At 74.2% G+C, this 14,951-nt stretch carries 13 protein-coding genes; 5 read left to right on the top strand and 8 right to left on the bottom strand.

Features of this window, described 5'->3' with window-relative positions:
* Window position 1 precedes the first annotated feature (1 nt).
* From HPT28_RS17835 to HPT28_RS27760, 7 genes are all read right to left on the bottom strand, one after another.
* Window positions 2-1,360 (bottom strand): sulfate adenylyltransferase subunit 1, encoded by a 1,359-nt coding sequence (locus HPT28_RS17835; RefSeq protein WP_219092114.1) that lies wholly within the window; start codon window positions 1,358-1,360, stop codon window positions 2-4.
* Entirely contained in the window at window positions 1,360-2,295 is a 936-nt protein-coding gene (cysD, locus tag HPT28_RS17830) for a sulfate adenylyltransferase subunit CysD (protein WP_219092113.1), read from the bottom strand. Before cysD ends, HPT28_RS17835 begins: the two co-directional genes overlap by 1 nt.
* The gene (gene cysC, locus HPT28_RS17825; RefSeq protein ID WP_219092112.1) at window positions 2,292-2,840 is read right to left on the bottom strand and encodes an adenylyl-sulfate kinase; all 549 of its coding nucleotides are present in this window, start codon (window positions 2,838-2,840) and stop codon (window positions 2,292-2,294) included. The genes cysD and cysC overlap by 4 nt, the downstream gene beginning before the upstream one ends.
* A gap of 41 nt (window positions 2,841-2,881) precedes the next feature.
* Window positions 2,882-3,586: a phosphoadenylyl-sulfate reductase gene (locus tag HPT28_RS17820; protein ID WP_219092111.1), complete on the bottom strand. Its 705-nt coding sequence runs from the start codon at window positions 3,584-3,586 to the stop codon at window positions 2,882-2,884.
* Complete coding sequence (locus HPT28_RS17815) at window positions 3,583-3,786, bottom strand: hypothetical protein (RefSeq protein WP_219092110.1); 204 nt, start codon at window positions 3,784-3,786, stop codon at window positions 3,583-3,585. Before HPT28_RS17815 ends, HPT28_RS17820 begins: the two co-directional genes overlap by 4 nt.
* On the bottom strand, window positions 3,783-5,477 hold the full coding sequence (locus tag HPT28_RS17810) for a nitrite/sulfite reductase (RefSeq protein ID WP_219092109.1): 1,695 nt from the start codon (window positions 5,475-5,477) through the stop codon (window positions 3,783-3,785). Before HPT28_RS17810 ends, HPT28_RS17815 begins: the two co-directional genes overlap by 4 nt.
* A gap of 213 nt (window positions 5,478-5,690) precedes the next feature.
* Entirely contained in the window at window positions 5,691-5,774 is an 84-nt protein-coding gene (locus HPT28_RS27760; RefSeq protein ID WP_332328088.1) for a putative leader peptide, read from the bottom strand.
* A 503-nt stretch (window positions 5,775-6,277) separates the two neighbouring features.
* Between HPT28_RS27760 and HPT28_RS17805 the strand changes: the two genes are divergently transcribed.
* Window positions 6,278-7,189, top strand: coding sequence for a PfkB family carbohydrate kinase (locus HPT28_RS17805; protein ID WP_308119340.1), 912 nt, complete (start codon window positions 6,278-6,280; stop codon window positions 7,187-7,189).
* Between the two features lie 3 nt (window positions 7,190-7,192).
* Here HPT28_RS17805 and HPT28_RS17800 read toward each other — a convergent pair whose 3' ends face one another.
* Window positions 7,193-8,848 carry an acyl-CoA dehydrogenase family protein gene (locus HPT28_RS17800; RefSeq protein WP_219092107.1) on the bottom strand — a complete coding sequence of 552 codons (1,656 nt, stop codon included), beginning with the start codon at window positions 8,846-8,848 and terminating at the stop codon, window positions 7,193-7,195.
* A gap of 288 nt (window positions 8,849-9,136) precedes the next feature.
* Here HPT28_RS17800 and HPT28_RS17795 point away from each other — a divergent pair, with 288 nt between their 5' ends.
* From HPT28_RS17795 to HPT28_RS17780, 4 genes are all read left to right on the top strand, one after another.
* Window positions 9,137-10,288: a YihY/virulence factor BrkB family protein gene (locus HPT28_RS17795; RefSeq protein WP_219092106.1), complete on the top strand. Its 1,152-nt coding sequence runs from the start codon at window positions 9,137-9,139 to the stop codon at window positions 10,286-10,288.
* A 94-nt stretch (window positions 10,289-10,382) separates the two neighbouring features.
* The gene (locus HPT28_RS17790; protein ID WP_219092105.1) at window positions 10,383-12,476 is read left to right on the top strand and encodes a SpoIIE family protein phosphatase; all 2,094 of its coding nucleotides are present in this window, start codon (window positions 10,383-10,385) and stop codon (window positions 12,474-12,476) included.
* Between the two features lie 358 nt (window positions 12,477-12,834).
* Window positions 12,835-13,965 carry a ribosome small subunit-dependent GTPase A gene (rsgA, locus tag HPT28_RS17785; protein ID WP_219092150.1) on the top strand — a complete coding sequence of 377 codons (1,131 nt, stop codon included), beginning with the start codon at window positions 12,835-12,837 and terminating at the stop codon, window positions 13,963-13,965.
* A gap of 211 nt (window positions 13,966-14,176) precedes the next feature.
* A partial coding sequence (locus HPT28_RS17780) for an MFS transporter (RefSeq protein ID WP_219092104.1) occupies window positions 14,177-14,951 on the top strand: 775 nt, incomplete at its 3' end.

The following is a 14,951-nucleotide window of genomic DNA, read 5'->3' as shown; positions in this document are numbered from 1 at the left end:
GTCAGAAGTCCCAGCCCTCGTCCTCGGCGGTGGCCGGAGCCGCGTCGGCGGCGGCCTCGGCGAACGCGTCACCGGCCATGCCGGCGGTGAGCGTGGTGCCGTCGGCCGGGTCGACGAGCAGGAAGGAGCCGGTGCGCCGGGAGTCGGCGTACGCGTCCACGGCCAGCGGCTCGGCGGTGCGCAGGACGACCCGGCCGATGTCGTTGGCGACGAGGGTGCCCGGCTCGGGGTGCTGGGAGAGGTCGTCGAGGGTGAGCCGCGAGGGGATCTGCTTGACGATGGCCTTGACGGTCCGGGTGGTGTGCTTGAGCAGCACGCGCTGGCCCACGGTGAGCGGGGTGTCGTGGAGGTGGCACACCGTCGCGGTGAGGTCCTGGCTGGGGGCGACGACGGCGTCCGCCGGGGCGATGAGATCGCCGCGCGAGATGTCCAGGTCGTCCGCGAGCCGCAGGGTGACGGACTGCGGCGCCCAGGCGACGTCGACCGGCTCGCCCAGCGCGTCGATGCCCTCGATCGTCGACGTCCGGCCCGAGGGCAGGACGGTGACGGGCTGGCCCACGCGCAGCACGCCGGAGGCGATCTGCCCGGCGTAGCCGCGGTAGTCGGGCAACTCGGGGGTCTGCGGCCGGATCACGTACTGGACGGGGAAGCGGGCGACGTCGTCGGACGGGTCGTGGGTGACGGGGACCGTCTCCAGGTGCTCCAGCACGGTGGGGCCGGCGTACCAGTCCATGTGCGCGGAGGCCGTGACGACGTTGTCGCCGACGAGGGCGGAGATGGGGATGGCGGTGATCTCCGGGACGCCGAGGGAGGCCGCGTAGGCGGTGAACTCCTCGGCGATGGCGGCGAAGACCGACTCCTCGTAGCCGACGAGGTCCATCTTGTTCACGGCCAGCACGACGTGCGGGACGCGCAGCAGGGCCGCGACGGCGGCGTGGCGCCGGGTCTGCTCGACGACGCCGTTGCGGGCGTCGACCAGCACCACCGCGAGCTCGGCGGTGGAGGCGCCGGTGACCATGTTGCGGGTGTACTGCACGTGCCCGGGGGTGTCGGCGAGGATGAACCGCCGCCGGGGCGTGGCGAAGTAGCGGTAGGCGACGTCGATGGTGATGCCCTGCTCCCGCTCGGCGCGCAGGCCGTCGGTCAGCAGGGCCAGGTCGGGGGCCTCCTGGCCGCGGCTGCGGGAGGCGTGCTCGACGGCCTCCAGCTGGTCGGCCAGGACCGACTTGGAGTCGTGCAGCAGCCGTCCGACGAGGGTGGACTTGCCGTCGTCCACGCTGCCGGCGGTGGCGAAGCGCAGCAGCGAGGTGGCCGAGGTCCCGGAGACCTCGGCGGCCGGTGTCGTGCTCGGCTGGCTCATCAGAAGTACCCCTCGCGCTTGCGGTCTTCCATCGCGGCCTCGGACAGCTTGTCGTCGGCCCGGGTCGCGCCCCGCTCGGTGAGCCGGGAGGCGGCGATCTCGGCGATGACCTTCTCGATCGTGTCGGCGCCGGAGTCGACGGCGCCGGTGCAGGACATGTCGCCGACCGTGCGGTAGCGCACCCGGCGCTTCTCGACGGTCTCGCCCTCCTTGGGGCCGCCCCACTCGCCGGGGGCCAGCCACATGCCGTTGCGCGCGAAGACCTCGCGCTCGTGGGCGTAGTAGATCTGCGGCAGCTCGATGTTCTCCCGCGCGATGTACTGCCACACGTCCAGCTCGGTCCAGTTGGACAGCGGGAAGACGCGCACGTGCTCGCCCGGCGCGTGCCGGCCGTTGTAGAGCTGCCACAGCTCGGGGCGCTGGCGGCGCGGGTCCCAGCCGCCGAACTCGTCCCGCAGGGAGAAGACGCGCTCCTTGGCGCGGGCCTTCTCCTCGTCGCGCCGGCCGCCGCCGAAGACGGCGTCGAACCGGTGGTCCTCGATGGCGCGCAGCAGTGGCACGGTCTGCAGCGGGTTGCGGGTGCCGTCGGGGCGCTCGCGCAGTTCGCCGCGGTCGATGAAGTCCTGGACGGAGGCGACGTGCAGCCGCAGCCCGTGCCGGGCGACGGTGCGGTCGCGGTAGTCGATGACCTCGGGGAAGTTGTGCCCGGTGTCCACGTGCAGCAGTGCGAACGGCACCGGCGCGGGCGTGAACGCCTTGAGCGCGAGGTGCAGCATCACGATGGAGTCCTTGCCCCCGGAGAAGAGGATCACCGGGCGCTCGAACTCCCCGGCCACCTCCCGGAAGATGTGGACGGCCTCGGACTCCAGCGCGTCCAGGTGGGACAGCGCGTAGGGGCTGTCGGTGGCCTCGCCGGTCTCGGTCGCGGTCGTCATGCCAGTCCCTTCTGAAGCAGCAGCGTGTGCAGCGTGGCGGCGGACTCCTCGACGCTCTGCTCGTGCGCCTCGATCCGCAGGTCCGGTGCGGCCGGGGCCTCGTAGGGGTCGTCGACGCCGGTCAGCCCGGTCAGCTGCCCGGCCGCCTGCTTGGCGTACAGGCCCTTCACGTCCCGCTCCGAGCACACCTCGACGGGCGTGGCCACGTGTACCTCGACGTACGGCGTGCCCTCGCGCTCGTGCCGCTTGCGCACCGCCTCCCGGCTGTCCGCGTACGGGGCGATCACCGGCACCAGCACGGTGACCCCGTGCGAGGCCAGCAGCTCGGCGACGAAGCCGATGCGCTGCACGTTGGTGTGGCGGTCCTCCCGGGAGAAGCCGAGCCCGGCGGAGAGGAACTCGCGGATCTCGTCCCCGTCGAGCACCTCGGTGCGCTGCCCGGTCTCCTCCAGCCGCGCGGCCAGGGCGCGGGCGATCGTCGTCTTGCCCGCGCTGGGCAGCCCGGTCAGCCAGACCGTGGCGCCGCGGCGTCCTGCCTCACTCATCGTCTCCGCTCCCTGCTGTCCTTCACCCGTCGGTCGGCCCATCAGCCGTGCAGCCCGCACTCGGTCTTGCCGGAACCCGCCCAGCGCCCCGCGCGCGCGTCCTCGCCCGCCGCCACCCGGCGGGTGCAGGGGGCGCAGCCGATGGAGGCGTAGCCGTCGCTCAGCAGCGGGTTGGTCAGAACGCCGTGTTCGGCGACGTAGGCGTCCACGTCCGCCTGCGTCCATCGGGCGATGGGCGAGACCTTGACCTTCCGCCGCTTTACGTCCCAGCCGACGACCGGGGTGTTCGCCCGGGTGGGGGACTCGTCCCGGCGCAGGCCCGTCGCCCACGCCTGGTAGCCGGTCAGCCCCTCCTGGAGCGGGGCCACCTTGCGCAGGGCGCAGCACCGGTCCGGGTCGCGGTCGTGCAGCCTGGGGCCGTACTCGGCGTCCTGCTCGGCGACCGTCTGCCGCGGGGTGAGGGTGATGACGTTGACGTCCATCACCGCCTCCACCGCGTCCCGGGTGCCGATCGTCTCGGGGAAGTGGTAACCGGTGTCGAGGAAGACGACGTCGACGCCGGGGAACACCGTCGACGCGAGGTGGGCCACGACGGCGTCCTCCATGGAGGACGTCACGCAGAAGCGCTCGCCGAAGGTGTCGGCGGCCCAGCGCAGGATCTCCTGCGCGGAGGCGTCCTCCAGCTCCCGCCCGGCCCGTTCGGCCAGCTCCCGCAGCTCGGCGGCGGTGGCGGTGGCGGTGGTCATGCGGTTCCCCCTTCGTCGTCTTCGGTGCGCTCGGGCCGCCCGGCGCCGCGCGCGAAGCCCCGGGCGAGCAGACCGAGGAAGGAGAGCCGGAAGGCCCGGTTGCAGGCGCCGCACTCCCAGGCGCCGTGTCCCTCCTCGGACGGCCGCAGGTCCTCTTCTGCGCAGTACGGGCAGTAGAACGGGGCGGCGCGCTCGCTCACTTCAGCGACCCTTCGTCAGCGCGGGCCACCCACTGGGAGAACCGCTCGCCCTCGGTGCGCTGTTCCGTGAAGGCCCGCACGACCCGCTCGACGTAGTCCGGCAGCCCGGCCGCGGTGACCTTCAGGCCGCGCACCTTGCGGCCGAAGCCGGGCTCCAGGCCCAGCGAGCCGCCCAGGTGCACCTGGTAGCCCTCGACCTGGTTGCCGTCCTCGTCCAGGACGAGCTGCCCCTTGAGGCCGATGTCCGCGACCTGGATGCGGGCGCAGGAGTTGGGGCATCCGTTGATGTTGATGGTGAGCGGCTCGTCGAAGTCGGGCAGCCGCCGCTCCAGCTCCTCGATGAGGCTCTGGCCACGGCCCTTGGTCTCGACGATGGCGAGCTTGCAGAACTCGATGCCGGTGCAGGCCATCGTGCCGCGCCGGAACGGGGACGGCTTCGTCGTCAGGTCGAGCGCCGCGAGGGCGTCCTGGAGCGGCCGCACCTGCTCCTCGGGCACGTCGAGGATGATCATCTTCTGCTCGGCCGTGGTGCGGACGCGCTGCGAGCCGTGTGCCTCGGCGAGCTCGGCGATCTTGGTGAGGGTCGCGCCGTCCACGCGGCCGACGCGGGGCGCGAAGCCGACGTAGAAGCGGCCGTCCTTCTGCCGGTGCACGCCGACGTGGTCGCGCCAGCGCTCGACGGGTGCCTGCGGGGCGGGCCCGTCGGCGAGCTTGCGCTTCAGGTACTCGTCCTCGAGGATCTGGCGGAACTTCTCGGGGCCCCAGTCGGCGACGAGGAACTTGATGCGGGCCCGGGTGCGCAGCCGCCGGTACCCGTAGTCGCGGAAGATGCCGATGATGCCCTCGAAGACGTCGGCGACCTCCTCCAGCGGCGTCCAGGCGCCCAGCCGCACCCCGATCTTGGGGTTGGTGGACAGCCCGCCGCCGACCCAGACGTCGAAGCCGGGGCCGAGCTCGGGGTGCTCGACGCCGACGAAGGCGACGTCGTTGATCTCGTGCGCGACGTCCAGCAGGGGCGAGCCGGAGATCGCGGACTTGAACTTGCGCGGGAGGTTGGAGTAGGCGGGGTTGCCCACGACGCGGCGGTGGACCTCGTCGATCGCCGGGGTGCCGTCGATGATCTCGTCGGCCGCGATCCCGGCCACGGGGGAGCCGAGGATCACGCGCGGGGTGTCGCCGCAGGCCTCCGTCGTGGACAGCCCGACGGCCTCCAGCCGGCGCCAGATCTCCGGCATGTCCTCGATGCGGATCCAGTGGTACTGGATGTTCTGCCGGTCGGTGATGTCGGCGGTGCCGCGCGCGAACTCCTCGGAGATCCCGCCGACGACGCGGAGCTGCTCGGTGCTCAGGCGGCCGCCGTCGATCCGCACGCGCAGCATGAAGTACTCGTCGTCCAGCTCCTCCGGCTCCAGGACGGCCGTCTTGCCGCCGTCGATGCCGGGCTTGCGCTGGGTGTACAGGCCCCACCAGCGCATGCGCCCGCGCAGGTCGGCGCCGTCGATGGAGTCGAAGCCACGGTGGGCGTAGATCGTCTCAATGCGTGTCCGCACATTGAGACCGTCGTCGTCCTTCTTCGTCTGCTCGTTGGCGTTGAGCGGGGTGAAGTGTCCCTTGGCCCACTGGCCTTCGCCACGGTGGCGGCCGGGCTTGCGGCGCGTCGGGGCGGCGGCTTTCTGGGGCTTGTCGGCCATGGTGGCGGGTCCTTCGGGCTGACGGGGTGGATGCGGCAGGGGGTGGCGCCCGCGCGTGCGGGCAGGCGGTGGTCGTGGCACACGGCGGTGCACCCGCGCTGGCGTCCCCGGCCCGAGGTCGGGGAGGGGGAGGTCAGGGGGTGGCACGTGCCCGCGTCGGCGGGGGCGGCGTGCGGTGCGGCGTTGCTTTCAGTGCGCTCGGTGCTGTGACTGTCAGCCCGCCGGACAGATGGCGCTGGACATGCGACCGAGGTCGACGTGACGTCGACTCACCAAGACGATTCCAGCTCTGGACATGGACGGAAGACTCGCACGCGCTCTTGGACTCAGTCCACCGTTATCCACTATGCGGACATGCGTGTCTCGCAGGGCGGGATGTTGTGGTGGGCGTCACATCTCGGCTCCGGGTGGGCCGCGGCCCTGGCCGATCTTCCCGGTGCGCACCCTTGGCCCCGCCTCGGCACGCGGGGGCGAGGCGGCGGGTGACCCGGAGCCCGCCCCGCCGGGCGGCTCCGGGCCTGAGGCTTCCACGGGCCCTATCCGGATCGCGGGACCCATGTCCGAACCCTGGACGGGGCCCGGCTGGCAGGATGGCCACGGCCCACTCTGCCCCGGCTCCGCGGAGGTCGATCCCGTTGCCCGTACCGACCCGGAGTTCCGACGCCGAGCAGCGGCAGGACGCCAAGCAGCCGCAGGACGTCGGCCATCCGCAGGACGTCGGCCATCCGCAGGACGTCGCCCGGCACGGAGACGCCGAGCGGCCGGCGGCATCCGGGCGGTCGCCCGGCGCTCCGGTCGCCGTGCTGGGCGAGTGCGTGGCCGACGCCTTCGTCACCGCCGCCGACATCGGCGGCCTCGGGCTCCGGGTCCGGCCCGGCGGCGGACCGGCCAACACCGCGGCCGCCCTGGCCCGGCTCGGCACCCCCACCCGCTTCCTCGGCCGGCTGTCGGCGGACGTCTTCGGCCGGCTGTTCCGCACCAGGCTGACCGACGCGGGGGTGGACCTCGACGCCGTGGTCGAGGCGGCCGAACCCAGCACGCTCGCCGTCGCGGACGTGGACGACCGGGGCCGGGCCGACTACTCCTTCCACGCCCAGGGCACCGCCGACTGGCAGTGGACGGACACCGAGCTGGCCCGGGCGGCGCGCGCGCCCCTCGCCTGCCTGCACACCGGCTCCCTGGCCCTGGTCCGCGCGCCGGGGGACGCCGCGGTGGAGCGGCTGGCCGCCGCCGTCCGGGCCCGGGCGACCGTCTCCCTCGACCCCAACGTGCGCCCGCTGCTGGTGGAGCCCGCGCGCTACCGGGAACGGCTGGCCCGCTGGTGCGCGGTGACGGACGTGCTGCGGCTCTCCGACGAGGACCTGGCGCACCTCCTGCCCGGGACGCCGCTGCCGCGGGCGGCGGAGACCTTCCACGCCTGGGGCGCCCGGCTCGTCGTCGTCACCCTGGGGGAGCGGGGGGCGTACGCGTCGCTCGACGGCCGGGGCGTGCGCGTGGCCGCCCCGGCGGTCGCCGTCGCCGACACCGTCGGGGCCGGGGACGCGTTCATGGCCGGGTTCCTGCACGCCCTCCACGGCGGCGGGGCGCTCGGCGGGCGGCTGGACGGGCTCGACGAGGCGGCCGTGCGCTCCGCGCTGGCCCGGGGTGTCGAGGTCGCGGCGGCCGTGTGCACGGTCCGCGGCGCCGACCTGCCCCGCACCGGCCCGGCGTGAGCCCTACCCGACCGGACGCGCCCGCGCCACGACGGCGGCCAGGTCCAGCGTGCCGGGGAGCGTGCCGAAGGCCCGGCCCCAGTCAGCGCCCAGCCGGGAGGCGCAGAACGCGTCGGCCACCGCGGCCGGGGCGTGCCGCACCAGCAGCGCGCCCTGCAGCACGAGGGCCATCCGCTCGACCAGGCGACGGGCGCGGCCCTCGATGCCCTCCAGGTCGGCCAGCTCCACCAGGAGGTCCTTGACGGCCGCGTCGAGCCGGTGGTCGGCGCCCCGGGCCGCGCCCACCTCGCCGAGGAAGGCGTCCAGCGCGCCCGGCTCGCGCTGCAGGGCACGCAGGACGTCGAGCGCCTGGACGTTGCCGGAGCCCTCCCAGATGGAGTTGAGGGGGGCCTCCCGCAGCAGCCGGGGCATCCCCGACTCCTCCACGTAGCCGTTGCCGCCGAGGCACTCCAGGGCCTCCCCGACGGTCGGGGTGCAGCGCTTGGTCACCCAGTACTTGGCGGCCGGGACGGCCAGCCGCAGCAGCAGCCGCTCGCCCTCGTCGTCCGGGGCGGCGTCGCAGGCGGCGGCCAGCCGCAGCGCGAGCGCCGTCGCCGCCTCGGACTCCACCGCGAGGTCGGCCAGGACGTTGCGCATCAGGGGCTTGTCGAGAAGCGGCCCGCCGAAGGCCTCCCGGTGCGCCGTGTGGTGGACGGCCTGGGCCACCGCCTGCCGCATCAGCCCGGCCGAGCCGAGTACGCAGTCCAGCCGGGTGGCCGCGACCATCTCGATGATCGTGGCGACGCCCCGGCCCTCCTCGCCCACGCGGTGCGCCCAGGTGGTGCCGTCGAACTCCACCTCGCCGGAGGCGTTGGAGCGGTTGCCGAGCTTGTCCTTGAGCCGCTGGACGCGGAAGGTGTTGCGGCTGCCGTCCGCCAGGACGCGCGGCACCAGGAAGCAGGTGAGCCCCGCCTCCGCCTGGGCCAGCACCAGGAACACATCCGACATGGGGGCGGAGCAGAACCACTTGTGGCCGGTCAGCGTGTAGGTGCCGTCCTCGGCCAGGGGCGCGGCCCGGGTCGTGTTGGCCCGGACGTCGGACCCGCCCTGCTTCTCCGTCATGCCCATCCCGGCCAGTGCGCCCCGCTTGGTGGCGGGCGCCCGCAGCCCGGGCTCGTACACGTGCGAGGTCAGCAGCGGCTCCCACTGCGCCGCGAGCCGCGGCTCGGTCCGCAGCGCCGGGACCGCGGCGTGCGTCATCGACACCGGGCAGCCGTGGCCGGCCTCGACCTGGGACCACACCAGGAACCCGGCCGCCCGCCGCAGGTGCCCGTCGGGCCGGGACCAGGCGTCGGTCAGCCCCGCCGACACGGCCCGGTCCAGCAGGCGGTGCCAGGCGGGGTGGAAGTCGACCTCGTCGATCCGGTGCCCGTAGCGGTCGTGGGTGCGCAGCCGCGGCGCGTACTCGTTCGCCTGTGCCCCCCACTCCTGGGCCTCGGCCGAGCCCGCTGCCCGGCCCAGCGCGGACAGCTCCGCCCGGACCTCCCCGGCGCGTTCGGGGGCGACATGCCGTTCGACGGCCTCGGCGAGCGCGGCGTCTGCGGCGAACACGTCGTAATCCACCAGCGGCGGGGGCTGGTTGGTGACCGAGTGCGTGGCGTGCGGCGTCTCAGCAGACATGGCGACACCTTAGGCCCTGTCGTCAAGGGGGCGCCCTGCTCGCGACCCCCGGCACGGCACCTCGCCGCGTTGTCGGAGTCGCCCGAGTACGCCCGGCACGAGGGCGATCCGCCGCCCTGCGACGCGCCGCACCGGAGGCCGCTCGCGGACGGACACCCCGTGACGACAGGACCGGGCTTCCCCGCCGAACCGGTCACCCGTGCAGGTTCCCCGCCGGTAGCCGGATACGTTGGGCGGGTGCGAGCAGCAGAACCATCCCCCCGACGGCGCTCCGCCCGGCGCGTGCGCATGAGCGGCCTGTACCGCGACGTCCCCAAGCGGAAGCTCGCCTGGCTGCTGCTGAAGGACACCGTCAACTCGTGCATGGAGTACCGCATCCTCGGGCTCGCGGCCGAGGCGGCGTTCTTCACGCTGCTGTCGCTGCCCCCGCTGCTGCTCGGCCTCATCGGGCTGCTGGGCTACCTGGACGCGTGGATCGGCACGGACAGCATCGACAGCGTCCGCAGCAACATCCTCGACGCCTCGGCCACCGTCCTGTCCGACCGGGGCGTGAACGACATCGCGGCCCCGCTCATCGACGACGTCATCAAGGGCGGGCGGCCCGACATCATCTCCGTCGGCTTCGCGCTCGCGCTGTGGTCGGGCTCCCGTGCCGTGAACGTCTTCATCGACACGATCACGGTCATGTACGGGCTCGACGGCCACCGGGGGATCGTCAAGACCCGGCTGCTGGCCTTCCTCCTCTTCCTCGTCGCCCTGCTCATCGGGGCCGTCGCGCTGCCGCTGATGGTGGTGGGCCCGGACGCCGCCATCGGCTGGCTGCCCCAGGCCGAGTGGGTTGTGCGGATCTTCTACTGGCCCACGGTCCTGCTGCTGTCCATCGCCTTCCTCACCACGCTCTTCCACGTCTCCGTCCCGGTCCGCTCGCCGTGGCGCGAGGACATTCCCGGGGCGCTCGTCGCCCTGCTCATGTGGGTGGGCGGCTCCTTCCTGTTGCGGATCTACCTCACCAGCACCGTCGAGGGGCCGACGATCTACGGTTCGCTGGCCGCGCCCGTCGCCGTGCTGCTGTGGATCTTCGTCTCGGCCTTCGCCGTGCTGGTCGGCGCCGCCGTCAACGCCGCCATCGACCGGGTGTGGCCCTCGGTGGCCACCGCCGCCGCCCGCCGGGCCCGGGACCGGCGGCGGGAGCAGGAGGCCGCCGCCCTGGTCGCCGCCGCCGAGGCCCGCCGCAACCGCGCGGGGGCCGAGGGGAGCGACGAGGACGAGACGGACGACGACGCCGGGTACGACGAGCCGTACGCCCGGGAGAGCGGCGCACCCGGGGCGGAGCGCGGCGCCGAGCCGGAGCCCCCGGGGCCGGCCGAGTTTCCCGAACGCTGGGCCCGCTTCCTGCCGCCGGAGGACGTCCGCTCCCGCATCAAGGGCCCCCGGCGCTGACGGCCTCACCCCGCCGCCTTTGCCCGCTCGAAGAATCGGGCGAACAGTGACAGAGTGAAGGAGATCGCCTTCCGGTCGGGGGTGCGGCATGGACATGCGTGATTCGGCTCCCGGGGCGCCCGCCGGGCCCGAGGACTGGCCTGCGGACACGCGCACCACCCTCGCCCTCAACCTCACCGGAACCTTCGACTGGGACCTGGACACCGGTAGCCTGCACCTGGACGACGGCGGCCTCGCGGTGTTCGACCTGCGGCCGGACGAGTTCGACGGCCGGCCGGCCAAGCTGATCGACCGGCTGCCGCGCAGCGAGTGGACGCGGCTGGACGCCATGGTCACCCAGGCCATGAAGGACGGCCGCCCCCGCTACGGGCTCTACTTCCGCATCCGCTGCCGGGACGGCACCCTGCGCTGGACGCACTCCCAGGGCCGCATCCTGCGCGACCCCTGGGGCCGGGCCCACCGGATCATCGGCATCGTCCGCGACGCCACCGACGAGCTCACCGGCGCCACCGGCGGCAACACCCCCGACACCGAGCGGCACCGCGAGGCCAGCGTCGTCGAGGAGACGACCGCCGCCCTCGCCAACGCCCGCAGCGTGCGCGACGTCATCGACGTGCTGGAGAGCGCCCGCGGCGTGGGCCGGCTCGGCGCGGTGAGCCTGATGATGGGCTTCGTCGAGGGCAACCACCTGCGCCAGATCGCCGAGGGACGCACCACCAGCCTCGTGCCGGAGCTGGAGTTCACCCGGCTGGACGCCGACTTCCCGATGAGCGAGGTCGTCCGCACGATGACCCCGCGCTTCTTCGTCTCGCAGCAGGAGTTCGCGGCCCGCTACCCCCGGCTGTGGCCCTACATCGCCCCGCTCAACGCCTCCGCCGCCGCGTACCTGCCGCTGATCGCCCAGGGGCGCGCGATCGGCGCCATCGGGCTGCTGTTCCGGGACAAGTACAGCTTCACCCCCGGAGAGGAGACCCTGCTCACCGCGCTGACCAGCACCATCGCGCAGAGCCTGCAGCGGGCGATGCTCTACGAGCAGGAGATGGAACTCGCCGAGAGCCTCCAGCGCTTCATGCTGCCGCACACCATCCCCTCGGTGGCGGGCCTGCGTAGCGAGGTCAGCTACCGCCCGGCCCGCCAGGGCCGGGACATCGGCGGCGACTGGTACGACGTCATCCCACTGCCGGGCGGGCGCATCGCCGCCGTCATCGGCGACGTCCAGGGCCACGACACGCACGCCGCCGCGGTCATGGGCCAGCTGCGCATCGTGCTGCGGGCCTACGCCGCCGAGGGGCACGCGGCCTCGACGGTGCTCGCCCGCGCCTCCACGTTCCTGCACGACCTCGACACCGACCGCTTTGCCACGTGCCTGTACGCCGAGGCGGATCCGGCGACCGGTTGGCTGCGGCTCGTGCGGGCCGGGCACCTCGACCCGCTGCTGCTGAGCACCGACGGCCTGTGCCGGGTGCTGCCGGTCGCCGGTGCCCTGCCGCTCGGCCTGCCCCACCTGGGCCCCTCGGACTTCCCGGTCACCTCGCTGGAGCTGGCCGTGGGGGAGACGCTGGTGATGTTCACCGACGGGCTGGTGGAGCAGCCGCGCGTGGACCTCGACGACGGGATCCGCGAGCTCGTGGACGCCGTCGGGCGCGGCCCCGAGGACCTGCGTCTCCTGGCCGACTGGGTGTGCGAGCAGCCCGGCGGCCGCTCCGGGGTGGACGACCTCGCCCTCGTCCTGCTGCGCCGCGAGACCGCTCCCATGCCGCAGCCCGGCCGCCGTCTCCACCAGCGGGTCGCCGCGGGAGACCTGAAGGCCATCGCGGGCGTGCGGCGCCTGGCCCGCTCCGCCGTCCGCTCCTGGAACGCCGACTCCTGCGCGGACGCCGTCGAGCTGGTCACCCAGGAACTGACCGTCAACGCGCTGCGGCACACCACCGGTGACGCGCTCGTGACGTTCCGGCTGCTGGACGGCGGCGACCGGCGGGTCCGGGTCGAGGTCGAGGACGGCTCCACCGACCCGCCGAAGCTGAGCGCGGACGAGGACATCGGGCTCACCGGCCGCGGCATGCTCCTCGTCGACCGCCTCGCCGACGTGTGGGGCGTGGAGCGGCAAGGGAGCGGCAAGTCGGTGTGGGCCGAGTTCGTCGCGCCGACCCACTACGGCGAACCCGAGGGCCCCGAGCCCTCCCCGTAATGCGCTGGCGCCGCCGCCCGGCGCTCCCTAGGCTGATGCCCGTCACGCCGGGACCCCGGTGTGGAGACGCCGCCCACGCGTCCGGGCCGAGGCCCGGGGTGCCGGGCGCGGAGCCGTCGAGGCCACGGGCGAGCCCGGGCCCCGGCGCCGCCGCGTCCGCCGTGGCGAAGGACAGGAGGTGAGGCCGATGACCGTCGTCGTCGCCGCGGTGCGGAGGAACCGCCCGCAGATCGCCCGTACCACCACTCCTGTTCCCGTGGTCTCCGGCTGACGCCGCACAGCGCCGCACGCCGGGGAGCACTCTTCGAAGGGTTTCACCGCGTTGAGGCCGCACACGCCTTCCCATCTCTCCACCACCATCACCGACACCACCACCTCCGCCGGTTCCGGGTCCGGTTCTGACACCCCGGCACCGGAGGCGGGCTCCGCGCTCGTCCGCTACGGCTGGGACGAGGCCACCGCCCGCGCCTTCGCCCCCTTCGACCGGGACGGCTGCGTCCCCGGTCGCATCGTCCGGGTGGACCGCGGCGGCCGCTGCGTCGCCGTGACGGCCGACGGCACGCTGCGTGCCGAGAGCCACCCGGTGGCCGGCGCCGACCCGACCGCCATGCCCTGCACCGGCGACTGGGCGGCCCTCGTCGAGGGGCCCACCGGGCCACAGGTGCGCGCACTGCTCCCGCGCCGCTCCGCCTTCCTGCGCTCCACCTCGTCCAAGCGCTCCGACGGCCAGGTGCTGGCCGCCAACGTCGACGTGGCGGCCATCGTCGTCTCCCTCGCCGTCGAACTCGACCTCGGACGCCTGGAGCGCTTCGTCTCCCTGGCCTGGTCCAGCGGTGCCGAGCCGCTGCTCGTGCTCACCAAGGCCGACGTGGTGCCCGAGCCGGGGCCGCTGTCCGCCGACGCCGCGTCGGTCGCCCCCGGCGTGGACGTCCTGACCGTCAGCTCCGTGACCGGGGCCGGGATCGAGGAGCTCGCGCGGCGGCTGCACGGGCGCACCGGGGTGCTGCTCGGCCTGTCGGGGGCGGGAAAGTCGACCCTGGTCAACACCCTGACCGGGCGCCAGGTGAGCGCCGTCCAGGCCGCCCGCGACCGGGACGGCAAGGGCCGCCACACCACCACCCACCGTGAGCTGTTCCCCCTGCCGGAGGGGGGCGTCCTCATCGACACCCCCGGGTTGCGGGGCGTGGGCCTGTGGGAGGCCGACGCCGGGGTCCAGCAGGCGTTCTCCGACGTCGAGGAGCTCGCCGCCGCCTGCCGCTTCCCCGACTGCGGGCACCGCACCGAGCCCGGCTGCGCGGTGCGCGCCGCGCTGGCGGACGGCACCCTCCCACACCGGCGCTGGGACAGCTATCTGAAGCTGCGCCGGGAGAACGAGCGGCTGGCGGCCCGCACGGACGCCCGGCTGCGCGCGGAGCGGAAGAAGATGTTCAAGCAACGCGACGCGTTCGGCCGGCACCAGGCGGAACGCAAGCGCGGACGCCACGCCTGACGAGGCGTTCGCCGGTCTTCCCGGGGGCCGGCCCCCGGGAAGACCGGCGAAGACCGGCGGGAAGGCCCTGGCCGGGCGGCGGAGCGCGGCATAGGATCGCCTCATGTTCCGACGACATTGATCCTCACGCGATCCCTCGCGCACCTCCAGCACCTTCACGTCCTCCCTGACGCGTCGGCTCTACGCCTACGCGGGGCTGGAGGACTTCGTCGTGCTGTATCCGCTCTACGCGGTGCTCTTCGCCGACACGGGGCTCTCGGCGGCGCAGATCTCGTCGCTGTTCATCCTCTGGTCCGTGGCCGGTTTCGTGCTCGACGTCCCCACGGGCGTCCTGGCCGACCTGCTGCCCCGGCGGGCGCTGCTGGTCGCGGCGCCGCTGGCGAACGGTGCCGGATTCGCCCTGTGGACGTTCCTGCCCTCCTACCCCTCCTTCGCCGCGGGCTTCGTGCTGTGGGGCGCCGGGGCGGCCCTGCGATCGGGCACCTACCAGGCGCTCGCGCACACCGAGCTGGCCCGGCGCGGCGCCGCCCACACCTACGAGCGTGTCATCGGCCGCAGCCGGGCGACGGGCGTCACGGCGCAGCTCCTCGCCGCCGCGCTCGCCGCACCCGTCCACGCCGCGGGCGGTTACCGGGCGCTCGGCGCCGTCAGCGTGGCGGCGATGCTGCTGTGCGCCGCCGTGGGCCGCACGCTGCCCGACTCCCGGGCCCCGGCCCCGGAGGACGGCGAGGAGGAGCCCGGCTTCTCCACGGTGCTGCGCGGCGGCCTGCGCGCCCTGCGGCACACCCCCCGGGCCAGGCGCGCCGCGCTGCTCTTCGCCGTCGTCACCGGGTTCGCCGCGCTGGACGAGTACGTTCCACTGCTCGTCGAAGCCACCGGGGCCGGGCCGGCCGCCCTGCCGCTCCTCGTCGGACTGGTCACGGCCGGAGCGGCCGCCGGCGGCTGGCTGGCCGGGCGCGGCCCGCGCGGCGCCGCCGGGCCGCTGG

The sequence above is a fragment of the Streptomyces sp. JJ38 genome (genome assembly GCF_019303475.1).
In the GTDB taxonomy this organism is placed as follows: domain Bacteria; phylum Actinomycetota; class Actinomycetes; order Streptomycetales; family Streptomycetaceae; genus Streptomyces.
Note: the sequence above shows the minus strand (reverse complement) of the source record. Positions and strands in the feature narration are given on the sequence as shown.

Coding starts and splice junctions, on each gene's coding strand:
- HPT28_RS17835 (WP_219092114.1), bottom strand. CDS start 1,360: ATGAGCCAGCCGAGCACGACACCGGCCGCCGAGGTCTCCGGGACCTCG.
- cysD (WP_219092113.1), bottom strand. CDS start 2,295: ATGACGACCGCGACCGAGACCGGCGAGGCCACCGACAGCCCCTACGCG.
- cysC (WP_219092112.1), bottom strand. CDS start 2,840: ATGAGTGAGGCAGGACGCCGCGGCGCCACGGTCTGGCTGACCGGGCTG.
- HPT28_RS17820 (WP_219092111.1), bottom strand. CDS start 3,586: ATGACCACCGCCACCGCCACCGCCGCCGAGCTGCGGGAGCTGGCCGAA.
- HPT28_RS17810 (WP_219092109.1), bottom strand. CDS start 5,477: ATGGCCGACAAGCCCCAGAAAGCCGCCGCCCCGACGCGCCGCAAGCCC.
- HPT28_RS27760 (WP_332328088.1), bottom strand. CDS start 5,774: ATGTCCAGAGCTGGAATCGTCTTGGTGAGTCGACGTCACGTCGACCTC.
- HPT28_RS17800 (WP_219092107.1), bottom strand. CDS start 8,848: ATGTCTGCTGAGACGCCGCACGCCACGCACTCGGTCACCAACCAGCCC.
- HPT28_RS17795 (WP_219092106.1), top strand. CDS start 9,137: ATGAGCGGCCTGTACCGCGACGTCCCCAAGCGGAAGCTCGCCTGGCTG.
- HPT28_RS17790 (WP_219092105.1), top strand. CDS start 10,383: ATGCGTGATTCGGCTCCCGGGGCGCCCGCCGGGCCCGAGGACTGGCCT.